The sequence below is a fragment of the Aureimonas populi genome, from assembly GCF_017815515.1.
Classification (GTDB): Bacteria; Pseudomonadota; Alphaproteobacteria; order Rhizobiales; family Rhizobiaceae; genus Aureimonas; species Aureimonas populi.
The window spans coordinates 3,456,141-3,477,286 of sequence record NZ_CP072611.1 but is presented as its reverse complement, the minus strand read 5'-3'; the positions used below and the strand labels follow the sequence as shown (position 1 = coordinate 3,477,286).

17 protein-coding genes and 1 other RNA gene are annotated in these 21,146 nt (G+C 69.1%); 12 read left to right on the top strand and 6 right to left on the bottom strand.

The annotated features are described in order from the left end of the window. The first annotated feature begins 28 nt into the window (after positions 1 to 28). The gene (locus tag J7654_RS16570; protein ID WP_209736956.1) at positions 29 to 1,066 is read left to right on the top strand and encodes an NAD-dependent epimerase/dehydratase family protein; all 1,038 of its coding nucleotides are present in this window, start codon (positions 29 to 31) and stop codon (positions 1,064 to 1,066) included. Between the two features lie 9 nt (positions 1,067 to 1,075). Here the strand turns inward: J7654_RS16570 and J7654_RS16565 are convergent, their stop codons facing one another. Next, a complete protein-coding gene (locus tag J7654_RS16565) occupies positions 1,076 to 3,799 on the bottom strand; it encodes an ATP-dependent helicase (protein WP_209736955.1) in 2,724 nt (907 codons plus the stop codon). 136 nt (positions 3,800 to 3,935) lie between these two features. Between J7654_RS16565 and J7654_RS16560 the strand changes: the two genes are divergently transcribed. Beyond that, entirely contained in the window at positions 3,936 to 7,625 is a 3,690-nt protein-coding gene (locus J7654_RS16560; protein WP_209736954.1) for an AsmA family protein, read from the top strand. Between the two features lie 58 nt (positions 7,626 to 7,683). Here the strand turns inward: J7654_RS16560 and J7654_RS16555 are convergent, their stop codons facing one another. From J7654_RS16555 to ssrA, 4 genes are all read right to left on the bottom strand, one after another. Beyond that, positions 7,684 to 7,923, bottom strand: coding sequence for a ribbon-helix-helix domain-containing protein (locus tag J7654_RS16555; RefSeq protein WP_209736953.1), 240 nt, complete (start codon positions 7,921 to 7,923; stop codon positions 7,684 to 7,686). Beyond that, complete coding sequence (locus J7654_RS16550) at positions 7,920 to 8,120, bottom strand: DUF4169 family protein (protein WP_209736952.1); 201 nt, start codon at positions 8,118 to 8,120, stop codon at positions 7,920 to 7,922. Before J7654_RS16550 ends, J7654_RS16555 begins: the two co-directional genes overlap by 4 nt. A gap of 18 nt (positions 8,121 to 8,138) precedes the next feature. Next, positions 8,139 to 8,723, bottom strand: coding sequence for an SspB family protein (locus J7654_RS16545; RefSeq protein ID WP_209736951.1), 585 nt, complete (start codon positions 8,721 to 8,723; stop codon positions 8,139 to 8,141). A 169-nt stretch (positions 8,724 to 8,892) separates the two neighbouring features. Further along, positions 8,893 to 9,251: a transfer-messenger RNA gene (gene ssrA / locus J7654_RS16540) on the bottom strand. 188 nt (positions 9,252 to 9,439) lie between these two features. On the opposite strand from ssrA, the gene J7654_RS16535 reads away from it, so the two are divergent. The 5 genes from J7654_RS16535 (at position 9,440) to J7654_RS16515 (ending at position 15,068) form a co-directional block, all read left to right on the top strand. Next, the gene (locus J7654_RS16535; RefSeq protein ID WP_209736950.1) at positions 9,440 to 10,234 is read left to right on the top strand and encodes a thymidylate synthase; all 795 of its coding nucleotides are present in this window, start codon (positions 9,440 to 9,442) and stop codon (positions 10,232 to 10,234) included. After that, positions 10,231 to 10,785 carry a dihydrofolate reductase gene (locus J7654_RS16530; protein ID WP_209736949.1) on the top strand — a complete coding sequence of 185 codons (555 nt, stop codon included), beginning with the start codon at positions 10,231 to 10,233 and terminating at the stop codon, positions 10,783 to 10,785. The genes J7654_RS16535 and J7654_RS16530 overlap by 4 nt, the downstream gene beginning before the upstream one ends. Positions 10,786 to 10,918: 133 nt before the next feature. Then, positions 10,919 to 12,154 (top strand): FtsH protease activity modulator HflK, encoded by a 1,236-nt coding sequence (gene hflK, locus J7654_RS16525; RefSeq protein ID WP_209736948.1) that lies wholly within the window; start codon positions 10,919 to 10,921, stop codon positions 12,152 to 12,154. Then, positions 12,151 to 13,305, top strand: coding sequence for a protease modulator HflC (hflC, locus tag J7654_RS16520; RefSeq protein ID WP_209736947.1), 1,155 nt, complete (start codon positions 12,151 to 12,153; stop codon positions 13,303 to 13,305). The genes hflK and hflC overlap by 4 nt, the downstream gene beginning before the upstream one ends. A 176-nt stretch (positions 13,306 to 13,481) precedes the next feature. Next, the gene (locus J7654_RS16515; RefSeq protein ID WP_209736946.1) at positions 13,482 to 15,068 is read left to right on the top strand and encodes a Do family serine endopeptidase; all 1,587 of its coding nucleotides are present in this window, start codon (positions 13,482 to 13,484) and stop codon (positions 15,066 to 15,068) included. Positions 15,069 to 15,071: 3 nt separating this feature from the next. Here J7654_RS16515 and serB read toward each other — a convergent pair whose 3' ends face one another. Further along, complete coding sequence (serB, locus tag J7654_RS16510) at positions 15,072 to 15,953, bottom strand: phosphoserine phosphatase SerB (RefSeq protein WP_209736945.1); 882 nt, start codon at positions 15,951 to 15,953, stop codon at positions 15,072 to 15,074. Between the two features lie 27 nt (positions 15,954 to 15,980). Here serB and miaA point away from each other — a divergent pair, with 27 nt between their 5' ends. From miaA to J7654_RS16485, 5 genes are all read left to right on the top strand, one after another. Continuing rightward, positions 15,981 to 16,874 carry a tRNA (adenosine(37)-N6)-dimethylallyltransferase MiaA gene (miaA, locus tag J7654_RS16505; RefSeq protein ID WP_209736944.1) on the top strand — a complete coding sequence of 298 codons (894 nt, stop codon included), beginning with the start codon at positions 15,981 to 15,983 and terminating at the stop codon, positions 16,872 to 16,874. A gap of 47 nt (positions 16,875 to 16,921) precedes the next feature. Then, positions 16,922 to 17,755, top strand: a complete 834-nt coding sequence (locus J7654_RS16500; protein ID WP_209736943.1) for a DUF1206 domain-containing protein — start codon at positions 16,922 to 16,924, stop codon at positions 17,753 to 17,755. Between the two features lie 250 nt (positions 17,756 to 18,005). Then, positions 18,006 to 19,763, top strand: coding sequence for an acetolactate synthase 3 large subunit (locus J7654_RS16495; protein WP_245195790.1), 1,758 nt, complete (start codon positions 18,006 to 18,008; stop codon positions 19,761 to 19,763). A 59-nt stretch (positions 19,764 to 19,822) separates the two neighbouring features. Continuing rightward, the gene (gene ilvN, locus J7654_RS16490; protein WP_209736941.1) at positions 19,823 to 20,404 is read left to right on the top strand and encodes an acetolactate synthase small subunit; all 582 of its coding nucleotides are present in this window, start codon (positions 19,823 to 19,825) and stop codon (positions 20,402 to 20,404) included. 134 nt (positions 20,405 to 20,538) lie between these two features. Next, positions 20,539 to 21,138 carry a LysE family translocator gene (locus J7654_RS16485; protein ID WP_209736940.1) on the top strand — a complete coding sequence of 200 codons (600 nt, stop codon included), beginning with the start codon at positions 20,539 to 20,541 and terminating at the stop codon, positions 21,136 to 21,138. The last annotated feature ends 8 nt before the right edge of the window (positions 21,139 to 21,146 follow it).

The window sequence follows — 21,146 nt, the reverse complement described above, 5'->3', positions numbered from 1 at the left end:
GGGCGCCATCAAGGCTTGAGGAGGGGCGATGACCCGTCATGCGTTCATCATCGGCGGAACCGGACAGATCGGCCGGGCCCTGGCCGCCGAGCTGCTGGATCACGGATGGCGCGTCACTCTCTCCTCTCGCGGGGGCAGGGCACGGCCGGAAGAACTCGTACGGCGCGGTGCTGCTCTCGTCATGCTGGACCGGGATGAGCCGGGCGCGCTCGCCAGGGCGCTGGCCGGCGGGGCTGATGCCGTCATCGACACGGTCGCCTTCACGCCGTCCCATGCCGACCAGCTCCTCGAGGTCGAGGGCGATGCCGGCGCGCTCGTCGTCATCTCGTCGTGCAGCGTCTACCGCGACGATGCCGGGCGCACGCTGGACGAGGCGGCGCGGAAGGGTTTTCCGGATTTTCCCGCGCCGCTCCTCGAAACGCAAAGCACCGTAGAGCCGGGGCCGCAGACCTATTCGACACGAAAGGTCGCGGTGGAACGGCGGCTCCTGGACCATGCGGGCGGGCCGCTTACGATCGTCCGGCCCGGCGCCGTTCACGGGCCGTACTCGGCCCATCCGCGCGAATGGTGGTTCGTGAAACGGATGCTGGATCGCCGCTCCTCCATTCCGCTCGGCCACGGCGGCCGCAGCCGCTTCCACACCACGGCTGTCGCCAACATCGCCGCGCTGGTTCGGGCCGCGCTCGATAGGGGCGGCTCGCATATCCTCAACGCGGCCGATCCCGAGGCTCTGACGGTGGCCGAGATCGGCGCGGCGATTGCGAGCCGTCTGGGATATGAGGGCGAAATCCGCCTCTTCGACGGGCCGCCGCAGACCACGCAATCCGGGGTCGGGCGGAGCCCGTGGTCGGTTCCGGCTCCGTTCACGCTCAGCACCGAGGCAGCGCAAGCCGTCGGATACCGGCCGGCCATGGGCTACCGCGAGTCGGTTCACGCTGTGTGCGACTGGCTCATGGAGGAGGGCGGCGAAAACTGGCGGAAGCGCTTTCCCGTTCTCGCCAGCTATCCCTACGAGCTGTTCGACTATGCGGCGGAAGACAGGTTCCTGGCGACCGGCATCCTCTAGCCGACGCGCTCAAATCGCGTCGACGAAGCCGTCCAGCACCCGCTTCTGGCCCGCCTTGTCGAAATCGACGGTGAGCTTGTTGCCTTCCACCACCGCCACCGTGCCATTGCCGAATTTCAGGTGGAACACCCGGTCGCCCACGCCGAAGCGACTTTCCTCCACCGCCACGGACTTGGCCACAAGCTCGCCGGAGATTTCGCGCGGGCCGCCGTTTCGCGCCGAGGAATAGAGCCCGGCCCCCTTGCGCGGCGGCTCGTTGCGGCCGCGCCCGTGGCTGGCGGAGAAGGGCTCCGTCAGCCGGCCGGCAAAGCCCGAGCGGTCGAAGGCGGTGGGCTCCCTTTCGGCGCCTGCCGCTCCCCCGTCCCGCGCGATGTAGCGGTCGGCCCGCGAAGCGGCGTCCGGGCGGCGGGCGCGAAGGTTCTGCCCCGTCGCGCCGTTCTCGTCGTAGGAGACCGTGCGGTCCTTGTGGCTGGCGTGCGCGCCGCCGGAGGCGGCCTGCGCCCTGCGCCAGCCCGGCGTCTGGTAGGAGGAGGCGGAGAAGGCGTTCTGGTCCCAGCGGCTGGCGCCATAGTCGCCGAAGCCGCGCGCGCCATAGCCGCCGTAGGATGAGGAGGCTTCGATCACATCGACATGCTCCTCGGGCAGCTCGTCCAGGAAGCGCGAGGGGATGGTGGACTGCCAGAGGCCGTGAATGCGCCGGTTCGAGACGAACCAGAGCTTCACGCGCTTCTTGCCGCGCGTGAGGCCGACATAGGCGAGGCGGCGCTCCTCCTCCAGCCCGGAGCGGCCGCCCTCGTCGAGCGAGCGCTGGTGCGGGAAGAGGCCTTCCTCCCAGCCGGGCAGGAACACCGTCTCGAATTCCAGACCCTTGGCCGAGTGCAGCGTCATGATGGACACGGCGTCCAGCTCCTCGGCATGTTCCGCGTCCATCACCAGCGCCACGTGCTCCAGGAAGGAGGGCAGGCTCTCATACTCGTCCATGGAGCGGACGAGTTCCTTCAGGTTCTCCAGCCGCCCCGGCGCCTCGGCCGAACGGTCGTTCTGCCACATGCCCGTATAGCCGCTCTCGTCCAGCACCATCTCGGCAAGATCGGTATGGCGCATGGTGGAAAGCTGGTCGGACCAGCGGGTGAAATTCGCCACCACCTCCGCCAGCGCGGCGCGGGGCTTGGGCTTCAGTTCGTCCGTCGTCACCAGCTCGGCGGCGGCGGCCAGCAGCGGAATGCCCCTGGCCCTGGCGAAATCGTGCAGAAGCCGGATCGCGGCATCGCCCAGCCCGCGCTTGGGCGTGTTCACGATGCGCTCGAAGGCCAGATCGTCCGCCGGCTGGCAGATGCAGCGCAGATAGGCCATCGCATCGCGGATCTCGAGCCGCTCGTAGAAGCGCGGGCCGCCGATGACACGATAGTTCAGGCCCAGCGTGACGAAACGGTCCTCGAACTCGCGCATTTGAAACGACGCGCGAACAAGGATAGCCATATCGTTGAGAAGATGGCCTTTTCGCTGGAGCTGCTCGATCTCCTCGCCGACGGCCCTGGCCTCCTCCTCCGAATCCCAGGCGGCGGTAACGGTGACCTTCTCGTCCTCGGGGTCGGATTTCTCGGTGAACAGCGTCTTGCCGAGCCGGTCCTCGTTATGCGCGATGAGATGGCCGGCGGCGCCCAGGATATGGGCGGTGGAGCGGTAGTTGCGCTCCAGCCGCACCACCGCCGCCCCCGGAAAGTCCTTCTCGAAGCGCAGGATGTTGTCCACCTCCGCCCCGCGCCAGCCATAGATCGACTGGTCGTCGTCGCCCACGCAGCAGACGTTGACTTCGCTCCCGCCGCCGCCGCCGAGCGGCTCGCTTCGCGGGGGCGTGCCATCGGGCGCGACGGCCGTTCGGCCTTGCGTCGTGTCGCCCGGAAGGGTGCTGCGCTCGGTCTTCGGGCGCTGGGCCAGCAGGCGCAGCCAGAGATATTGCGCGACGTTGGTGTCCTGGTACTCGTCCACCAGGATGTAGCGGAAGCGCCTGTGATAGTCGGCCAGGATGTCCTTGTGCTCGGACAGGATGCGGATGGGGTGCAGGAGGAGGTCGCCGAAATCGGCGGCGTTGAGTTGCACGAGGCGGTCCTGATAGGCGCGGTAGAGCTCGCGCCCGCGCCCGTTGGCGAAGGCCCGCGCATCGCCCTCCGGTATCTTCTCCGGCGTCAGGCCCTTGTTCTTCCAGCCGTCCATCAAATTGGCGAAGGTGCGGGCCGGCCAGCGCTTGTCGTCGAGATTCTCGGCCTGGATCAATTGCTTGATGAGGCGGATCTGGTCGTCGGTGTCGAGGATGGTAAAGTTCGACTTCAGGCCCACCAGCTCGGCGTGGCGCCGCAGGATCTTCACGCCGATGGAGTGGAAGGTGCCGAGCCACGGCATCCCCTCCACCGCCTCGCCGACCAGAAGGCCGATGCGCGTCTTCATCTCGCGCGCGGCCTTGTTGGTGAAGGTGACGGCGAGAATCTGAGAGGGATAGGCACGCCCCGTGGCCAGGATATGCGCGATGCGCGTCGTCAGGACGCGCGTCTTGCCCGTGCCCGCGCCGGCCAGCACCAGCACCGGCCCCTCGGTGGTTTCCACCGCCAGGCGCTGCTCGGGGTTCAGCCCCGCCAGATAGTCCGGCGCGGCGCCGGCCGCCGGCCCGCGCGCGGCCATGGCGCGCTGCGAGATGGAGAGGCCTTTCGCGGGTGGGCTGTTCGGAGAGTCGCTCATCGCGTCCCTATTTAAGCCATTCGGCCAGGAACACTAGTGGAACGCCCGCCACGTTTCGTGTCGCCGGAAGGCTCGACAAAGCTCAAGGGTTCTGGCCTAACCTCCATCGAACGCTCAAGGGAAAGGAGGCGGCCGGTTGAGGATCTTCATCGCGATCGGCGGTCTCGTCGTTCTCCTCCTCTGCGCCGCGCTCGTGGTCCCGCTCTTCGTCGACTGGACGGCCTTTCGCGAGGATTTCGAGCGAGAGGCGAGCCGCGCCCTGGGCCAGCCTGTGCGCGTGGCGGGCGAGGCGGAGGCGCGGCTCCTGCCGTTCCCCTCGCTGACCTTCACCGATGTGGTCGTCGGCCCGGACGGGGCGGAGCCGGTAATGACGCTGGAGCGCTTCCGCATGGATGCGGAGCTGGCGCCCTATCTTTCCGGCGAGATCCGCATCTTCCAGATGCGCCTGGAATCGCCGCATCTGCGCGTGAAGCTGGGGGCCGATGGCCGGCCCGCCGGCCCGCCGCTCGCCGGCGCGACGGGGTCCAACGTGATCCTGGAGAATGTGGAGATCACCAACGGGCGCGTCAGCCTGCAGAACCGGGAGACGGGGCGCACGCGCGAGCTTGCGGGCATCGAGGCGCAGCTTTCGGCCCAGACCCTGAGCGGCCCCTTCGCGGGGGGCGGCGCGCTTTCGCTCGACGGGCGGCCCTTCACCTTCTCGCTGGCCTCCGGGCGCATCGCGCCGGAGGGCGAGTGGCCCTTGCGGCTGACCCTTTCCTCCGCGCCGCTCGGCGCGTCCTTCATGTTCGACGGCACGACGCTCGTGGGCGACGGCGCGCTGGACTTTTCCGGCGGTTTCGAGTTGGTCTCGCCCCTGCCGGGGGAGGAGGCGGGGACGCTGCCGCCCGTGCGGCTGACCAGCGCGCTGGCGCTGACGCCGCGCCGGGCCGAGTTCACCTCCATGCGCGCCGAGATCGGGGGCGGCGAGCGGCCCTATGTGCTGAGCGGGGAGGGTTCGCTCGACATCGCCGACATTCCGCACTTCACGCTCTCCTTGCAGGGCGAGCAGGTGGATGTGGACGCGCTGCCGGGCGCCACGCCGGGCGAGGGGGGCGCCGCGCCGGACTTTCCCGCCCGCGCCGAGGCGGTGCGCCGCACGCTGGCCGCCATCCCGCCGGTGGAGATTCCCGGCGAGATCGAGCTGGTGCTGCCGGTGGTGACGGCGGGCGACACCACGATCCGCAACACGCGCTTCCGGGGCTCGCCGACGGGTGGGGGATGGGCGATCCGCGAACTTTCCGCCGAACTGCCGGGGCGCACCCTCGTGGAAGCCTCCGGGCTGATGACGGTGCGCGAATCGCTCGGCTTTGCCGGCGACCTTCTCGTGGCCGCGCGCCAGCCTGGGCGCTTTGCCTCCTGGCTGACGGGCACGGCGGCCGAGCCGGCCGTGGCGGCGCTGAGCCGCGCCGGCTTCTCGGGCCGGGTCCGCCTGAGCGAACGCGAGCAGGTGTTCGAATCGCTGGAGGTCGATGTCGGCGGCCAGCGGCTGGTGGGCCGGCTGGAGCGCGGTGGCGAGCCGGGCGCGCGCCAGCTTTCCGCCGACCTTGCCGGCGAGGCGGCCGATCTCGACGCCTTCCTCGCCTTCGCGCGGGTCTTCTCGGGCGGCGCGGAGATCATCGAGCCGGTGGAGGCGATGGACCTGCGCATCGACGCCGGGCCCGTTTCCCTCGCCGGCTACCAGGCGGACACGCTGGCGGCGGACTTCTCCTTCGCCGACGACCTCCTCGACCTGCGCAGCCTGATCGTTGAGGGCCTTGCCGGCATGACACTGGACGCGCGCGGCACGGTGGCGGAACTGTCCACATCGCCGAGGCCCGACCTCGCGTTCGAGCTCGGCGCAGAGGATTCGGCGCAGGCCGCCGGGCTTCTCGTGCGCGCCTTTCCCGACCACCCCATCATGGATACGCTGGCCGTCCGCCTGCGCCCGCTGGGCGCGCTCGCCGTTTCCGGCGTCGTTTCCGCCCCGCCGGATGCGGAATCCGGCGCGTTGCGGGTCAGCCTCGAAGGGCAGGCGGGCGAGACGCAGCTCGCGCTCACGGCGCAAGCCGGGGAGGGCCTCGCAGCGCTTCGCGAGGGCGGGCGTTTCGAGGCGAATGCGAGCCTTTCGAGCGAGGAGCCCGGCCTGCTTCTGTCGCAACTGGGGCTGGCCGGCATCGACCTCGGCCTGCCGGCTCCGCTCACGGTCACGGCCTCCCTTTCGGGCGAGGACATCTCGGCCGCGCGGACCGAGCTGGCGCTGAGCGCGCCCGGCTCGCAGGCGTCGCTGAGCGGCACCACGGGGTTCGACGCGTCCGGCCTCGCCTCGGCCGATCTCGACCTTCGCGCCTCCAGCGAGGACGCCTCGCTCTGGCTCGTGGCTTCCGGCACCGCCTTCGGCCAGGGGCTGGACGCGGTGCCGCTGGACCTTTCCGCCCGGCTCGGCTGGACGCGGGAGGGATGGCGGCTGGAGGGGATCGAGGGAACGGTGGTGCAGACGGGGATCGCCGGCGCCCTCGCGGCGGATGCGGGCGGGCCCGTGGGCGGCGGCCTTTCCCTCTCCGACCTGTCGCTGCCCTGGCTGGCGACGGTCGTCTATGCCGGCCCACCGGACGGCGGCGCCGGGGAGGGCTGGCCGGAGCAGCCCTTCGGCTCCTCGCTTCTGCCGCGAACCGCGTTCGTGGTCGATCTGGAGGCCGGGCGGCTCGATTTGGGCGGCGGGGCCGAGGCGCGCGATTTCACGGCGACGGTCGAGGGCGGCGCCGACCGCCTGCGCCTTCTGGATGCCGCCGCGAGCCTTGCCGGCGGGCGGCCGGCCGGGCGCGTGGAGATGCGGAACGCAGGCGGGCTCGGCAGCCTGGCTTTCGACCTCTCAATGGAAGATGCACGCCTGCCTGCCGGCGGCCCGCTGGAGGGTATCCTCACCGGCCGGATTGCGGGCGAGGGCAGCGGGCAGAGCTTCGCGGCCCTGGCCTCATCACTGACGGGCGAGGGGCGCGTGGCCCTGGCCGAAGCGGCGCTGCGCGGCATCGCGCCCTCGCGCCTGCCGGGCCTTCTGGCCGCCGTCGATGCGCAGGGTTTCGAGTTGGAGTCCGAGCCCGTGGCGGGGTTGCTGCGGCAGGCGGACGAGGGCGCCGCCTATCCCCTGGGGGATGTGGAGGCGGATCTCGTTTTGGGGCTGGGTGCCCTTCGCGTTCTGCCGGTGAGTCTGGAGGCGGGGGACGAGAGGCTGGTCGGCAGCGGCTCGATCCGCCTGGCCGATTTCGGTGTGGAAGGCACTCTTGCCCTTGCCTTCACGCCCCCTGAGGCAGAGCGCCTGCCCGATACGGCGCCGGCGATCGGCTACCGGATCGACGGTCCCTTTGGCGCGCCCTTCGTTCTCTCCGACGTGGAGCCGCTGACCTCCTATCTTTCGCTGCGCGCCTATGCCCGCGAGCAGGAACGGCTGGAGGCGATGCGCGAGGATTTGCGCGAGACGCTGAGGCTGCGGCGTGAGGCGCGCTATTACCGCCATCTGGCCGCCGAGCGCGAGCGGGCCGAGGCCGAACGGCTGCGCCTCGAGCAGGAAGCCGAGGCGGCACGGCAGGAGGCGGAGCGCGCGGCGGCGGAGGAAGAGCAGGAGCGTATTCGCGCCGAGGAGGCGGAGCGGGCGAGGGCCGAGGAAGCGGCGCAGAGCGCCGACCCGGCCGCGCCGGCCGTCTCTCTGCCCGAACCCCTCTTGCAGGAGCCTGAAGCTCCGGGGCCGGCCGGCCCGCCGCCGCCTTCTTACGAAGGGCTACCGGGCGTCGGCCCGCCCCTCGACTTCTGAGAGACCGTTCGAGAATTCGGGCGGGTCGCGCCTGCGGGGCTTTTTCGCCGCCGAATTCTCAAACGGTCTCTTGGGGCGGGCCTTCCGCGGCGCGCTCAAGCGCATCGCGCAGCACGAAGACGCGGATGGCCGAGGAGAGGTTGCGGTCCGGGGCGCGGCCGTCGTCGATGGAGGCGACCAGCGTGGCCAGAGGCTGCCGGCCGCGCGCGGCAATGGCCTTGAGCGCAGCCCAGAATTCGTCCTCGATGCTGATGGAGGTGCGGTGGCCCCGGATCGACAGCGAGCGCTTGACGATCACGGCTCGCCTTCGCCGCGCCCGGGCTTGTCCAGACGGGCCCCTTCCAGCGTGGCCAGGAGCTTGGCCCGCTCCGATCCGGCCTTGGCCTTCTGAGGCTTGGTCAGCCCGTAGGCGGCGCGGTTTTCCTGCGCCTTCGCCTCGGCGCGCTTGCGCTCGCGCTGCTTGCGGGCCTGGCGAAGGTTGACGATTTCAGCCATGGGCCTGCCGAGGGCGCCCTACGGCTTCTTGCGGAAGGCGTCGAGCGAGACGACCTGCGCGGAGGCCTTGTCCTCGCCTTCCGGCGCGTCGTCGCCGGTATCCGTCTGCGCCTTCGCCTCGCCCGTCTTCGTGGCGGGCACGCTGGCGGGCGCCTTGCCAGCGGGCTGGGGCGCGGCGGGAGCCGGCGCGGGCGCCACGGGCTTGAGCTGCGTGGGCGCCGCGCCTTCCTCGTTCGCAGCCTCGGCGGCGCGCACGTCGAACTCCAGCTCGAAGTTCACTGCCGGGTCGTAGAAGCCGCGAATGGCCGCGAAGGGGATGAGCAGGCGCTCGGGGATGTCGGAGAAGGACAGGCCGATCTCGAAGCCGCTGTCGGTGACGGCGAGGTCCCAGTACTGGTGCTGGATGACGATCGTCATCAGGTCCGGGTACTTCTCGCGCAACCGCGCCGAAATCCGCACGCCGGGCGCGGAGGTGAGGAAGGTGATGAAGAAATGATGGTCGCCGGGAAGGCCGGTCTTGACCACTTCGGTCAACACCTTGCGGATGACCCCGCGCAGCGCGTCCTGGGCCAGAATGTCGTAGCGGATGAGATCCTGACTCATGACAACCTGCGTCTTGGGGCGCTGGCCGCTCGGCCCGCTGCCCGGTCTTTATTCCGTTTCGACGAGACCCGATGCGCAGGCCCATCGTCCTGCCCGGAGGTCCCAAGCACAACAGATGCTCTAGCGCTTCCGGCCGCTCCAAGGGAAGACCACGCGGCGGCGAAAATAAGGTGGAGGCTTCTGTTGCCAGGCGCCTCCGGGCCCCGCCTAGAGGTGCGAACCCCCAGGGCTTGAATTGAAGCTATCGCACCGCATTAAGCGGCGAGACGCGCTTCCGCATAGTTGTCGTTGGCAACTATTTTGACAGCCCGATAACGGTGGTACCATGCCGAGCGAAAGTTCGATCTTTACACCCTCGTCGATCCTATTTCGCCCCCGCCTCAAACCACCGCGAAAGGTGGGTTCAGGTGGAGGCGCCGGGTACCGCCCCCGGGTCCGAATGGTTTATTGCATCGTCCGTTTATCGCCATAGCCGACCGGATGGCCGGCACGGCGAATATAGGGGCAAGCGTTCCGCGTTGAAAGGCCCTTTCGAGAAGCGTGTCTCATCCGCCGTCCAAAATGACGCGCCGGTTGATTCGAGCGAATTAACTAATTGTAAATATTGTCGATTCGACTCCCGGCCGGTTCTCGGGAATCTATGTGCATGCCGCACGTCACGAGTCCTTAAAGCAGGTGTTGCATCTTCCGGCTCGTGGTAGGGTCGGAGTCTGCGTATGCGCCAATATCTCGAACTTCTGGACCGGGTCCTTGAAACGGGGACCGACCGGGGAGACCGGACGGGCACGGGCACGCGCTCCGTCTTCGGCCACCAGATGCGCTTCGATCTTTCCGAACGATTCCCGCTGCTGACGACGAAGAAGCTCCACATCCGCTCCATCGTGCATGAGCTGCTTTGGTTCCTGAAGGGCGACACCAACATCGCGTATCTGAAGACAAACGGCGTGCGCATCTGGGACGAATGGGCGGACGAGAACGGCGATCTGGGCCCCGTCTACGGTTCGCAATGGCGCTCCTGGCCGACGCCGGACGGAGAGGGGATCGACCAGATCTCCGATGTCCTCAAGGCCATCCGCGCCAATCCGAACTCGCGCCGGCTCATCGTCTCCGCCTGGAACCCGGCGCTGGTGGACCAGATGGCGCTGCCGCCCTGCCACTGCCTGTTCCAGTTCTACGTGGCGGAGGGGCGGCTGTCCTGCCAGCTCTACCAGCGCTCGGCCGACATCTTCCTCGGCGTGCCCTTCAACATCGCCTCCTACGCGCTGCTCACCGCGATGATCGCGCAGGTGAGCGCCCTGAAGCCGGGCGAGTTCATTCACACGCTGGGCGATGCGCATCTCTACCACAATCATTTCGAGCAGGCCCGCCTGCAACTCTCCCGCGAGCCGCTGCCCCTGCCGCGCCTTGCCCTGAACCCCGAGATCCGCGACCTGTTCGCCTTCCGATTCGAGGATATCGCGATCGAGGGCTACGAGGCGCACGGCTCGATCAAGGCGCCGATCGCGGTATGAGCATGGGGGAGCCGATCCTCGTCGGCATCGTCGCCATGGCGAAGAATCGCGTCATCGGGCAGGGGGGCGCGATGCCCTGGCGCCTGCCGAGCGACCTGAAGCGCTATCGGCGCCTGACGATGGGGCGGCCCATGATCATGGGCCGCAAGACGCTGGAATCCATAGGGCGCGTGCTGGATGGGCGCGACACCATCGTGCTGACGCGCGGCGAGGGCGCGCTGCCGGCCGGCGCGCTGCGCGCCGCCAGCCTGGCCGAGGCGGTCGAGATCGCCGCCGCACGGGCGCGGGAACGGGGCACGAACGAAATCGTGATCGCAGGCGGCGGACAGGTCTATGCGGCGTTCCTCGACCGGCTGGACAGGCTGGAGCTGACCGAGATCGACGCGCGGCCGCCGGGCGACGCGTTCTTCCCGGAGCTCGACAAAGCCTTGTGGCGCACGGTTGGCGAGGAGAAGATGGAACGTGGAGAGAAGGACAGCGCCGACGCGCGCTTCCTGACATTGGAGCGCATCGGCGTCGCCGCGTCCGAACCTGCGCGCGAACTCCGCTAACCATTTGCGCCATCAGGGCATCAAGCCGGCGCGATCTCGTTGAAAGGCGCGAGCCGAATTCCTATAAGACCGGCAGAGCGAAGAGGTGGTGGGCGGCGCGGCGGCGCAGCCTTCGGTGGACGAAAGGACGTAGATGCCCTGGAGCAATCAGACGGGGAACGGCGGCTGGAAAAGCGGCGGTGGCGGCAATCCGGGAGGCCCATGGGGCCAGCGGCCGCAAAATCCGCGCCCGGGGCCGGGCGGTCCCTCGCCCGATCTTGAGGACATTCTGCGTCGCGGCCAGGACCGGCTTCGCCGCGTCATGCCCGGCGGGGGCGGTGGCGGGTCCACCGGCGGCGGGCTCGCGCTGGCGGGCCTCGCGGCCGCCGGCATCGCTGTCGTGTGGCTGTTCAACGCCGTCTTCATCGTGGAGCCGGACGAGGTGGGCGTGGAGCTTCTCTTCGGCCAGCCGAGCGAGGAGGTTCTGGAGCCGGGGCTTCACTTCATCTTCTGGCCCGTCCAGACGGTGGAGACCGTGCCGGCGGTGGAGAATCAGCTCCCCATCGGCCGCAACCAGCAGGGCGCTTCGACGGGCCTGATGCTCTCGGGCGACCAGAACCTTGTCGATGTCCAGTTCTCCGTCCTCTATCAGGTCTACGATCCTCAGGCTTTCCTCTTCAACGTGGATGACCCGCAGGGGATGCTCCGGCAGGTCTCCGAAAGCGCCATGCGCGAGGTGGTGGGCCGTTCGCGCGTGGAGGCGCTCTTCCGCAACGACCGTGTGGGCATCGCCGAGGACGTGCGTGCCATCACGCAGGCAACGCTCGATTCGTACGGGGCCGGCCTGCGGGTGAACGCCATCGCCATCGAGGACACAGCGCCGCCCACGGAAGTGGCCAGCGCCTTCGACGAGGTGCAGCGCGCCCGGCAGGACCAGACCCGCTTCGTGAACGAGGCGCAGCAGTACCAGAACCAGCGCCTCGGCCAGGCGCGCTCGGAAGCCGTGCAGATCCGCGAGGACGCGGCCGCCTACAAGAACCGCGTCGTGCAGGAGGCCACGGGTGAATCGCAGCGCTTCACCTCGATCCTGACCGAGTATGAACGCGCCCCGGGCGTGACGCGCCAGCGCCTTTACCTTGAGACGATGCAGGCTGTGCTGGGCGATTCCAACATGGTGATCGTGGACGAGCGGGCGGCCGGCGGGCAGGGAGTCGTACCTTATCTCCCGCTCACCGAGGTGGAGCGCCAGGGCGAGCAGCGGCGCCAGAACCAGCAGCAGAACCGGCAGAACAACGGCGGTTCGGGCAACCAGGGCGGCGGCAGCGCCGCGCCCGCGCTTTCCTCCGGGCCAGTGGCCGGCCAGACGCTCGCGCAGGGGGCCGGTCGATGAACAATCGTTTCTATGCCGTCATCGCCGTCGTCGCGGCGGCCGTCTTCGTGCTCTACAACTCGCTGTTCGTGGTCAACGAGCGCGAGAAGGCCATCGTCCTTCGCTTCGGCGAGATCCAGCGGGTGATCGACGATCCTGGCCTCTATTTCAAACTGCCCTTCACCTTCGCGCGCGCCGACAACGTCCAGAAGCTATCCGACCGCCTCCAGCGGCTGGACCTCGAGGGCCTGCGCGTGCAGACCGCCGAGGGTCTCTTCTACCAGGTCGACGCGTTCCTGGCCTACCGCATCCAGGATGCGGGCCGCTTCCGCCAGCAGGTGGCCGGCGGTTCGCTGGAACTGGCCGAGCAGCGCCTTCGCACGCGCTTCGATTCGGCCATCCGCGCCGTCTACGGCCAGCGCTCGTTCGAGGCCGCGCTCTCCAACGAGCGCCAGGCGATGATGGTCGAGGTTCGCGACCAGATTCGCCCGGAGGCGGAGAATCTGGGCCTCTCGCTCGACGACGTGCGCATTCGGCGCACGGACCTGACCGACGACGTGGCGCAGCAGACCTATGAGCGGATGCGGGCCGAGCGCCTTGCCGAGGCCGAGGGGCTGCGCGCCAACGGCCAGGTTGCGGCGCGCGAGATCCGCGCGGCGGCCGACCGCGAGGTTTCCGAGACGGTGGCCGGCGCCCAGCGCGACGCGCAGATCCTCCAGGGTGAGGGCGACGCGGAGCGCAACGCCATCTTCGCCAGCGCCTTCGGGGCCAATCCGGAGTTCTTCGAGTTCTATCGCTCGATGGAGGCCTATCGCGGCGCGATGGAGAATGCGGGCACCACGATGGTGCTGTCGCCGAGTTCCGACTTCTTCCGCTACTTCAACGCGGATATCGCGCTGAGCGCGGAACAGGGCGGCGGCGCGCCCATCGCCCCGCCGGCCGCTCCCCCCGCCGCCCCGGCCACGCCGGAAGAAGGCACGCAGGAGGAGGGCGCCATGGAGATGCCGCCGCTGTCGCCGGCCGCCGAGGAGGCGCGCCGCGCCGCCGAGGAAGCGGCCCGCGCCATCAGTGCCGGCGAGGAGCCGCCGAGCATCCTGGCCCCGCTGCCGGACGATGAGACCGTTCCCGGCTCGGAAGGCGCACCAGACGCCGAGCCCGCCCCGGCGAACTGAGCCGGAACGACATGCAAACGCCCGCCCGGAATGTCCGAGGCGGGCGTTTTCGCTTTCCAGGCCGTGCCTGTGCTTCCATCCGGCAGGGAGCAGCGTGGCCGGCTCTTGATTCGGTCGCTTTTGTCGGCTTGCCTCAAGGCATGGGCCGGCGCGGCGCAGGACGGGAAGGAACGGGAATGAAGCTTCGTCACCGTGGGACGATCCTTTCGGCCGGGTTGGCCGCGGCCCTCCTCTCGCCGATGGCCGCCGGCGCGCAAGGCGTCATCGCGCCGCCGCCTGAGGGGGAGACCATCGCGCCGCAGCCGCCGACGAGCCAGACGGTCGAACCGCAGGCACCCGGCGTTCCACCCGCCTCCGCGCAGCCGCGCATGCAGGGGCCGGCCTCGGTCGCCGATCTGGCGGAAGGGCTTCTCGACGCGGTGGTGAACATCTCCACCGCCCAGAACGTGCCCTCGGCGGGCAGGGGCATGCCCCGTCTGTCCGCCCCGGACGGCTCGCCCCTTCAGGATTTCTTCGACGAACTGCTGCGCGAGGACGGGCGCAATTCGCGGCAGGTGCAGTCGCTCGGCTCGGGCTTCGTCATCGATGCGTCGGGTGTCGTCGTCACCAACAATCACGTGATCGCCGATGCCGACGAGATCACGGTGAATTTCGCGGACGGGCGCGCGCTGGAGGCGAGTGTCCTCGGCCGCGATCCCAAGACCGACATCGCGGTCCTGAAGGTCGAGCCGGAGGTGCCGTTGACGGCCGTTTCCTTCGGCAATTCGGAAGATGTGCGCATCGGTGACTGGGTGATGGCCATCGGCAACCCGTTCGGCCTCGGCGGCTCTGTCAGCGTGGGCATCGTCTCGGCGCGGGGCCGCAACATCAATGCCGGCCCCTACGACAATTTCATCCAGACCGACGCGGCCATCAACCGGGGCAATTCCGGCGGGCCGCTCTTCGACATGTATGGGCGGGTGGTCGGCATCAACACGGCGATCATCTCGCCCACTGGCGGCTCCATCGGCATCGGCTTCTCGATCCCGGCGCTTCTGGCCCAGAATGTGGTGGGGCAGCTACGCGAGTTCGGCGAGACGCGGCGCGGCTGGCTCGGCATCCGCCTTCAGGCGGTGACGCCGGACATCGCCGAAAGCCTCGGCCTGCCGGAGGCGCGGGGCGCCCTGGTGATGGGCGTGGTGCCGAACGGCCCTTCCGACAACGGGCGGATCGAGATCGGCGATGTCATCGTCGGCTTCGACGGGCGCGCCGTGGAAAGCTCGCAGGACCTGCCGCGCATCGTGGCCGAGACGCCGGTGGGCCGGCAGGTGACGCTGGAACTCCTGCGAAAGCCGAGCCTGGAAGCCGAGACCGAGGAGGTTTCGGTGGAGATCACGCTCGGGCGCCTGGAGGATGGCGAGGAGATGATGGCTGCCGCCGAGGGCGGCGAGCCCGCGTCGGAAGACGGGGCGCAAGAGGAGCAGGCCTCGCCGACGCTGGGCCTTCGCCTCGCGGACATGAACGACGCGCTGCGCGAGGAATACGGGCTGTCGAACGATCTGTCCGGTGTCGTCGTGACCGAAGTGGAGGAGCGTTCGGCGGCCGGGGAGAAGGGAATCGAACCCGGCAGCGTCATCGTGGAGATCGGGCAGGAGGAGGTGGCGACGGCTGCCGAGATGCGCGAGCGCCTGTCCTCGCTACGCGCCGGCGGCCAGCGCAACGCGTTGATGCTGGTGGCCGCCGCCAATGGCGATCTGCGCTTCGTGGTGGTCCCGCTCGATTGACTCCTAGCTTTTGAAGTCCCGGGCGCGGTAGCCCTGGAGGAAGAGAAGGGCGGTGAGGTCGCCGTGCCGGATGCGGTGCGGCGCCTCGGCCGCGACCTTGGGCTTGGCGTGGATCGCCACGCCCGTGCCGGCCGCCAGGATCATCGGCAGGTCGTTGGCCCCGTCCCCCACCGCCATGGCGTCGGCCGGGCTCAGGCCGCGCGCGGCCGTGATGGCGCGCAGCGCTTCCAGCTTGGCCTCGGCCCCCAGGATCGGCTCGGCCACGGTGCCGGTCAGCTTGCCGTGCGCCGTTTCGAGCAGGTTGGCGCGGTTCTCGTCGAAGCCGAGCCGCTCGGCGACGACCGAGGTGAAGGCGGTGAAGCCGCCGGAAACGAGGGCGGTATAGGCGCCGCCCGCGCGCATGGTGGCGACCAGTTCCCGCCCGCCCTGCGCCAGGGTAATGCGCGTGTCGATGACATGGGCGATGGTGGAAACGGGCAGATCGGCGAGCAGGGCCACGCGCTCGCGCAATGCCGGCTCGAAGGCGATCTCGCCGTTCATCGCGCGGGCGGTGATGGCCGCGACGGCGCCCTTCAGCCCCAGTTCGGCGGCCAGCTCGTCGATGCATTCCTGGTCGATCATGGTGGAGTCCATGTCGGCGAGGAGAATCTTCTTGCGCCGCCCCGCGACCTCCTGCACCACGCAATCCACCGCCTCGGCGCGGGCAAGCCGGCCGAGGCGCTCGCGCACTTCCGGCATGATCGGCTCGGGTGTGAGGATGTCGCAAGCCACGCCCTCCTCCAGCCAACGGATGTCGGCATCGCCGATCTCGTCGGCGGCTTCGCGGGCGAGGGTGCGGGTCACGCGCGGATCGTTGCGGGCGGAGATCAGCGTGGCGACGAACATGGGATCGGATAAACCTTGGCGCAGGGGATGAAAGCGATCCTGATAGCGGGGCCGACGGCAAGCGGCAAATCGGCGCTCGCCATCCGGCTGGCGCGCAAGCACGGCGGCGCGGTGGTCAACGCCGATTCCATGCAGGTCTATGACGGGCTCCCCATCCTCACCGCGCGCCCGCGCGAGGAGGAGATGGAGGGCTTGGCCCATCTCCTCTACGGGCATCGCGACCCCGCCCAGCCCTATTCGACGGGGGAATGGGCGCGCGAGGCGGCGGGGGTGCTGGCCGATCTTCGCCGGCGCGGCCTCGTGCCGGTCTTCTGCGGAGGAACGGGGCTCTACTTCCGCGCGCTTCTGGGCGGGCTGGACGATATGCCGCCGGTGCCGGAGGAGGTGCGCGCGCGATGGCGCGGGCGCATGGAGGCGGAAGGGCCGCAGGCGCTTCACCGCCTGCTGGCGGAGCGCGACGGCGCGGCGGCCGCGCGGATACGCCCAGGCGACCGGCAGCGAATCGCGCGGGCGCTGGAGCTTCTGGAGGCGACGGGCGCGCCGCTGGCGCAGTGGCGGAAGCAGTCCGCGCCCCCGCTGATCGAGGAGGAGGCCGCGCTGAAGCTCGTCATCGCGCCGCAGCGCCCGGCGCTGCGCGAGAGGATCGCCCGGCGTTTCGACGCCATGCTGGCGACGGGCGCGATGGAGGAGGCGCTGGCTTTCGCCCGGCGGCCCGGTGCGCTGGAGGGCCTGGCCGGCAATGCGATCGGCCTTGCCGAGCTTCTGGAGGTGCAGGCGGGGCGCCTGGAGATGGGCCGGGCGAGGGAGCTGGCGATCACCCGCACGCGCCAATACGCCAAGCGGCAGGAAACCTGGTTTCGCAACCAGCTCTCCGCGCATTGGCGGCGGATAGAGGAGCCGGAGGCGTTCGGGGGAACCTAAGGCTCGCGCGCACGGTTGATGCTTCCGATCAGCAGGAAGGAAACGAGATGTCGTCCGTTGCGCCGAAGGACCACCGCGAGGCCATCGAGAAGGGCGCGCGGCTCGGCTATCTCGCCCGCGCTCTCGTTTTCCTCGTCATCGGCTATTTCGCCTTCCGCTCCGCCTTTGCCGGCGGCCAGGCGCTGAGCGAGGAGGACGCGATTCGCGAGCTCGTCGGCTCGCCCTTCGGCATGGTCATGCTGGTGCTGCTGGTGGTGGCGCTGCCGGCCTTCGCGCTCTGGCGCTATGTGCAGGCCTTCTTCGACGCGGACGGCTACGGCAGGGATGCCAAGGGCATCGCCACGCGCATCGGCCGCTTCTTCTCGGGCTGCGTCTACCTGTTCCTCGCCATCTATGCCGGCTCGCTGCTCTTCGGCTTCTCCACGCGGGACAGCGGCGGCGGCGGGGTGCTGGAGGCCTGGGCACCGTTGTTCGGCCCGTGGTTCACGGTTCCTGCGGGGCTGGTGATGCTGGCGGTGGCCGGCGCGCATGTGAAGCGCGCCTGGACGGGCGAGTTCCTGAAATTCCTGTCTCTGCCGCCCGCGCATGAGGGCTGGATGACGGCGCTTTGCCGCGTGGGCATCGTGGCGCGCGCCGTGGTCTTCGCCACCATTGCCTTCCTGTTCTTCACCAGCGCCTGGCGGTGGACGCCGGAGGACACGCCGGGCGTGCAGGATGCGTTGACCGAAATCGGCCAGTGGCCCCTCGGATGGCTGCTCCTTTCCCTCACGGGCGCGGGGTTGATGGCCTTCGGCGGCTATTGCCTGGCCCTGGCGCGCTACGGCCATGTGCGCTCGCCCGATCTCGACCCCTCGAAGGCGATGGCGGCCATGCGGGGGTGAGGGGCGGGGTTGACGAAGGCTCTTCGGCCCGCTAGCGTCCCGCCCCATGAAGAAGAACCTCATTCTCGTAAGTAGGCGCACACGCGAGGCGGTCTAAGGACCGCCCGGCTCCTGCCACGTGTGCGCGACCCAAGGCCCCTCGGAGGGCCTTTTTTATTACCCGAATTCCTGAGGAAACAGACGCCGGAACGGCGACACGACAAGGCCGAAGACGATGGACGAGATGACGATCGACCGCCAGCCCCGCCAGATGACGGGCGCGCAGATGGTGGTGCAGGCGATGAGGGACCACGGTGTCGCGCACCTCTTCGGCTATCCGGGCGGCGCGGTTCTTCCGATCTACGACGCCATCTTCCAGCAGGACGAGGTCAAGCACATCCTCGTTCGGCACGAGCAGGGCGCGGGCCATGCGGCGGAGGGCTACGCCCGCTCCACCGGCAAGCCGGGCGTCGTCCTCGTCACCTCCGGCCCGGGCGCGACCAACATGGTCACGCCCCTGCAGGACGCGTTGATGGATTCCATCCCGCTCGTGTGCATCACCGGCCAGGTGCCGACGTCGCTCATCGGCTCGGACGCCTTCCAGGAGGCCGACACGGTGGGCATCACCCGGCCCTGCACCAAGCACAACTGGCTGGTGAAGAGCGTCGAGGACCTCGCCGAGATCCTGCATGAGGCCTTCCACGTCGCCACCTCGGGCCGGCCCGGCCCGGTCGTGGTCGATATCCCGAAGGACGTGCAGTTCGCCACCGGCACCTACCTGCCCCCCGCCGCCTCGCACGCGACCGAGCGCTACCATCCCAAGGTCTCCAGCGATGCCGGGCGCATCCGCGCGGCGGTGGAGCTGATGGCCTCGGCCAGGAAGCCGGTGCTCTACACGGGTGGCGGCGTCATCAATTCCGGCCCGGAGGCAAGCCGGCTCCTGCGCGAGCTGGTGGCGCTCACCGGCTTTCCGATCACCTCGACACTGATGGGCCTTGGCGCCTATCCGGCCAGCGGCGAGAAGTGGCTCGGCATGCTGGGCATGCACGGCACCTACGAGGCCAACCTCGCCATGCACGATTGCGACGTGATGGTGTGCATCGGCGCGCGCTTCGACGACCGCATCACCGGCCGGCTCGACGCCTTCTCGCCCAACTCCAAGAAGATTCATATCGATATCGACCCGTCCTCGATCAACAAGAACGTGCGCATCGACCTGCCGATCATCGGCGACGTTGCCAATGTGCTACGGGACATGGTGGCGGCGTGGAAGGAGACTGGCGCGGCGTGTGACGCCGAGGCTCTGGCCGAGTGGACGCGCCGGATCGACGGCTGGCGCGCGCGCAACTGCCTCGCCTTCAACCAAAAGGGCGACACGATCCTGCCGCAGCACGCGATCCGCCGGCTCTACGAGCTGACGAAGGACCGCAAGACCTACATCACGACCGAGGTCGGCCAGCACCAGATGTGGGCCGCGCAGTTCTATGGCTTCGAGGAGCCGAACCGCTGGATGACCTCGGGCGGGCTCGGCACCATGGGCTACGGCCTGCCTGCGGCGCTGGGCGTGCAGATCGCCCATCCCGACGCGCTGGTCATCGACATCGCAGGCGATGCCTCGGTGCAGATGACGATGCAGGAGATGTCGAGCGCGGTGCAGTACGGCGCGCCGATCAAGATCTTCATCCTCAACAACCAGTATATGGGCATGGTGCGCCAGTGGCAGCAATTGCTGCACGGCAACCGGCTGTCGCACTCCTATTCGGAGGCGCTGCCCGACTTCGTGAAGCTGGCGGAGGCCTATGGCGGCGTCGGCCTGCGGGTGGAGAAGGAGGGCGACCTCGACGGGGCGATCCGGGAGATGATCGACGTGACGCGGCCGGTGATCTTCGACTGCTGCGTGGCCAACCTCACCAACTGTTTCCCGATGATCCCATCCGGCAAGGCGCACAACGAAATCCTCCTGCCCGACGAGGCGAGCGACGAGGCGGTGGCGAACGCCATCGACGCCAAGGGCAAGGCGCTGGTCTGAGCCCACCCGGCGGGGCATGAGCCCCGCCGCCCATCCGCTTCCCTCACTGGAAATCCTCCATGAACTCCGCCATCCAGCCGCCTGCCTCCGCCTATTTCATCACCGAGGAGAAGCCGGCGCCCGAGCAGCGCACGCTCTCCATCATCGTGGACAACGAGCCGGGCGTCCTCGCCCGCGTCATCGGCCTCTTCTCGGGCCGGGGCTACAATATCGAGAGCCTGACGGTCTCCGAGACCGAACATGCCAAGCACCTTTCGCGCATCACCGTCGTCACGCGCGGCGCGCCGCATGTGATCGAGCAGATCAAGAGCCAGCTCGACCGCATCGTGCCGGTCCACAAGGTGGTGGACCTCACGCTGGCGGCCCGCAACTCGTCCGAGGACGGGCCGATCGAGCGGGAGCTGGCCGTGGTGAAGGTGGCGGGGCGGGGCGACGACCGCGTGGAGGCCCTGCGCATCGCGGACGTGTTCCGCGCCAAGGTGATCGATTCCACGACCGAGCACTTCGTCTTCGAAATCACCGGCAAGTCGTCCAAGATCGAGAAGTTCGTATCGATCATGGCGCCGCTCGGCCTGGTGGAAATCTGCCGCACGGGCGTGGCCGCCATGAGCCGCGGCAAGGACGGAATGCTGGAGGGGTAGGCTTTCGGCCGGGGGGTAAAGCGGCTTGCCTCGGGGCCTGCCTATGCCTTTCCCGATCGTCATCCCGGATAAGTCCAAGGTGTCTATCTCCGCCCCGGCTGCGTTTTGCCCGAAGGTCCCCCGGAAACCGACTCATGTCCCTCGACGTCCTGGTCGCCCTCGTCACCTTCGCCTTCGTCTCCTCGGTCACGCCGGGGCCGAACAACTTCATGTTGATGACGTCCGGCGTGAATTTCGGCTTCCGGCGCACGCTGCCGCATATGTTCGGCATCGCCGGCGGGTTCTGCTCGCTGCTTCTGGCGGTGGGCTTCGGGCTCGGTGCGTTGATCCATGCCTTCCCGGCGCTGGAAATGGCGATGAAGGTGGCAAGCGCGGCCTATCTCGCCTTCCTGGCGTGGAAGATCGCCTTTTCCGGCGCGCCGGGCGACAAGGGGGAGAAGGCGGCGCGCCCGCTGACCTTCATGGAGGCGGCGGCCTTCCAGTGGGTGAACCCGAAGGCCTGGGCGATGGCGCTCGTCGCCATGGGCGCCTATGTCAGCGTCGAGGCTCCGATTCTCTCCGTCCTCATCGTGGCGCTCGCCTTCGTTGTGGTGAACTTTCCCAGCGTTTCGATCTGGACGCTGTTCGGCATGGGGCTGCGGCGCTTCCTGTCGAACGAGAAGCGGCTGCGCGCCTTCAACATCGCCATGGGACTTCTGCTCCTGGCCACGATCTGGCCCCTCGTCGCCAACTGACGCTTGCC